A 3,418-nucleotide genomic window follows, 5' to 3' on the forward strand; every position below is an offset into this window, starting at 1 on the left:
AAGAAGTATTCGGCCGAAAGGATCACCCAGTGCTTAAATAAAATTGCCTGCTCATTAGAGCAGGACAACCTTTATCTGTTCGATTATAGAAGTGAGATCTCGGATGCTATTGGCAATGCCCTCGGTATCGATTTTACCCGGAAAAGGCTACGCCAAGCTTATATAAAAAATATTTTGGCCAACTGCAAAAAATGAGCGTGTCCCCTACATGTTGCTGACAAAATGTGTAGGCCGCAAACCCTGTGGTTATAAGGGTTGCGGCCTCTTTTTCTCTTGGTTTGCTGTAAAAGACGGGATTTTAGCATACACACGCTTCTCTGGCAAAAGTCCCCGAACATTCGTCTGTGTCAACGTTTAGTAGGCAAGACACCCATAAAAAATATTTATTTAAGGTTAAGTGATTAAACAACCAAACTCGCTTCGGCAATACCGTGTAAGACATGCTTTATCCATGGCCGCCCAGACTGCGACCCGGAAAGAGCCGGCATGGAAGCTTGCAGCCAATCGCCCGATTGTCTTACCGCAGCTTTATCAAGCTCTTTTTGTTGGACGACCTGGGCTACGATCCTATTGAGAGATGGCTGTCTTGTTGGGCCAGAGATTCCAGGGTACCTTCAGCTTGATGGGTGAACAACCGGACCATGTAGTCCGATCCCTTTTCACTCCACCGGCAGCCCCGGTGCTTCATGCGTGTACATATAATGTGCCGATTCTGGCCCTCGGTAGCGCCTAGGCTTACGCCGCTGTTGGCAGCCTGTATGTCGGCCCAATTGTTATTAATATACCCCTTTTATTATCACGGATTCGCTTGCGCTTAGGATCTTTAGCCTTTTTACCGGCAGATGCCAATATGTACTGGACTTCTTGCAATGAACCTTGGTCAATAGCTGCGGCTAGTCCTGATAGCGATTTGCTATCAGGACCTAGGGCTCTGGTGATATTTCTACGAAGGTGAAACGAATCCAGCTGCAGTGTAGCATGGCTAAAGAGATCCTTTCCTGTCTTAACCCATTTGGCTCCATCGCTGCCAATGCTGATTTTGTTAAGAGCAGACAGGTCCCAGGTGTGAGCAAAGTAAGCGCTAGCTTCTTCCCAAATATCTTGGCCATCGCTTAAGCCCGCTACCACCCGGCGGTGTCTTAGTGCGCGCCGGTTACCCTGTTGCTCTTTACCCTCGTAGGCTACGATCATCTTCAGCTCACCTTTTCTTTTGGTGCTGCCCTGAAGGTTCATGTAAAGTCCGTCAGCTTCGATGGTGAGCTCTTTTGTTTGCCACGAGGCCTCCTTTTCTGGTATCACCCTGTCTTCAAACACCTCGTAGGGGGCATTTGCGGCCTCCTGAGAATCTTTTTTACCGGCTTCCTGACAGCACTTCCAGACGGTGTTATGACTCACTGTGGGAATGAAGGTGCTCATTATGTTTGCACTTTGCCGGAAGATGGCGACGGTTCCTATGAATAGGCATGCCTTTTCTACGCTGGGCATCAGTCGCGCATGCGAGGGCAGGTCGAAATGTTGGTCGAAAAGAAATACGTGCCGGCCAGTTGTTTGGTCTCGATACAGCCGGCGCTTGAAGATCATGGGCCCGGCTAAGCTTATGATTTCTCGCTGCCTCTTGCCAACGGCGCGGAGTCTACCCTTATCCCGCTAGTTCATGAGTCTGATATCTACAGCCTCTAAGACTGCCGTTAAAAGATACCCTAGAGACTCTTGGGCGGCCTTTTGTAATTCACGCTCTGACGTCTCGAGACTGTTACTGCTAAGGAGAATGCTAAATAGCTTGTCAATCGAAAGAAGGACTGCCGAGATGATAGGTAGAATACTAAAAATACCTAGAACTCTTTTCGCTTTGGGTGTCTTTGGTCGAAGACATCCAGGGCCTTTTTCATGAGTCCTCCTTCTCATCTCGTCCCCGTAAGTCCTTATTTGCTGCTTTGCCTACCTAAATATTACACTCCCCGGTGTTTTTCAAAACGGTCGGAGGCAACACCCTCCGACCGTGGCGTGTATTTTGCTCTTGTGTACTTATCCTTTTAGAATGGGATTTTGAAGTTTTGTCCAGCGTATACGGCTGTATTTCCCAGTTCTTCCTCTATTTGCAGCAGACGGTTGTACTTAGCCACACGCTCGCTACGCACCTGTGCTCCTGTCTTAATCTGGCCGGCGTTAATGCCTACAGATAGATCAGCGATTATTGGATCTTCTGTTTCACCAGAACGCTCTGAAACCATTACGCCCATGTTGTTGCGGTACGCCATCTCGGCTGCATCTAAGGCCTCGCTTAGGGTGCCGATCTGGTTCACCTTCCATAATAGAGCGTTGCCGGCACCACGTATGGCTCTTTCTCTGATACGATTAGGATTAGTACAGAAAAAGTCGTCACCGACAATCTGAATGCTCAGCTCTTTTGTACCTTTCACAAAGCCATTTACATCGTCCTCGCTGAAGGGATCTTCCATGGTAACAATAGGATAGGTTCTCAGCAGCTCTTTGTAGAAACTAAGGAGCTCGTCTGTACTCAATAGTTCCCCTTCCAGGTGATACTTGCCGGTCTCTGGATCATAAAGATGGGTAGTGGCACAGTCTAGGCCATAAACAATTTTGTCCTCAAAACCTGAGCGTTTGACAGCCAGAACAATGTTATCCAAGGCCTCCCTTACCTTAACAATCGGTGGTGCAAAGCCGCCTTCGTCACCGACGTTAGCTGCGATTTTGCCGTATTTGTTGATTATTATGGTGCGCAACTCTTCATACACTGCAGCACCGATCTCCAGCGCCTGCTTGAAGGTTTCTGCTGCAACTGGGAAAATGCAAAACTCTTGGAACTCTAGGTCGTTGGATGCGTGCTTACCTCCGTTGATATAGTTTAAGAGCGGAACAGGAAGCACATGAGCGTTAAGGTTAACATATTTGTAAAGGGGTATATTAAGGCCTGCCGCTGCGGCTCGCGCTGCCGCCAGAGATACGCCTAAGATGGCGTTTGCGCCAAGCCGGGCTTTGTTTGGCGTACCGTCCAAAGCTATTAGTGCTTGGTCCAGTGCTCTTTGTTCCGTAACTCTCATTCCTACGACTGCTGGTTTGATCTCGCTTAATACATTGTCCACTGCTTTGATAACACCAAGACCCTTGAATCTCTTCCCCCCATCACGCAACTCGTAGGCTTCGTTAGCACCGGTGGATCTTCCCGCCGGAACATCTGCGCGCCCCATGATATTGTTGTTGACAATTACATCAACCTGAACTGTGGGGTTTCCCCGGCAATCTAATATTTCTCTCGCTACAACATCAGTGATTTTCAAATCCATGACTATTGACTCCTCTCTAATTTGACAATTGATGTCTTAGTTGTTCGACATTCGCTAATCTATCGCAAGAACATTAGGTAATGTTCGCTGCGGCTGTGGATAAAACAGTACCA

At 48.1% G+C, this 3,418-nt stretch carries 2 protein-coding genes; both read right to left on the reverse strand.

The annotated features are described in order from the left end of the window. Window positions 1–735 precede the first annotated feature (735 nt). Entirely contained in the window at window positions 736–1,602 is an 867-nt protein-coding gene (locus GX016_03365; protein HHT70604.1) for an ISLre2 family transposase, read from the reverse strand. A gap of 431 nt (window positions 1,603–2,033) precedes the next feature. Then, window positions 2,034–3,305, reverse strand: coding sequence for a phosphopyruvate hydratase (gene eno / locus GX016_03370; protein ID HHT70605.1), 1,272 nt, complete (start codon window positions 3,303–3,305; stop codon window positions 2,034–2,036). Between the last annotated feature and the right edge of the window lie 113 nt (window positions 3,306–3,418).

This window comes from Bacillota bacterium (assembly GCA_012837285.1).
Taxonomy (GTDB): Bacteria; Bacillota; DTU030; order DUMP01; family DUMP01; genus DUNI01.

Coding starts and splice junctions, on each gene's coding strand:
- eno (HHT70605.1), bottom strand. CDS start 3,305: ATGGATTTGAAAATCACTGATGTTGTAGCGAGAGAAATATTAGATTGC.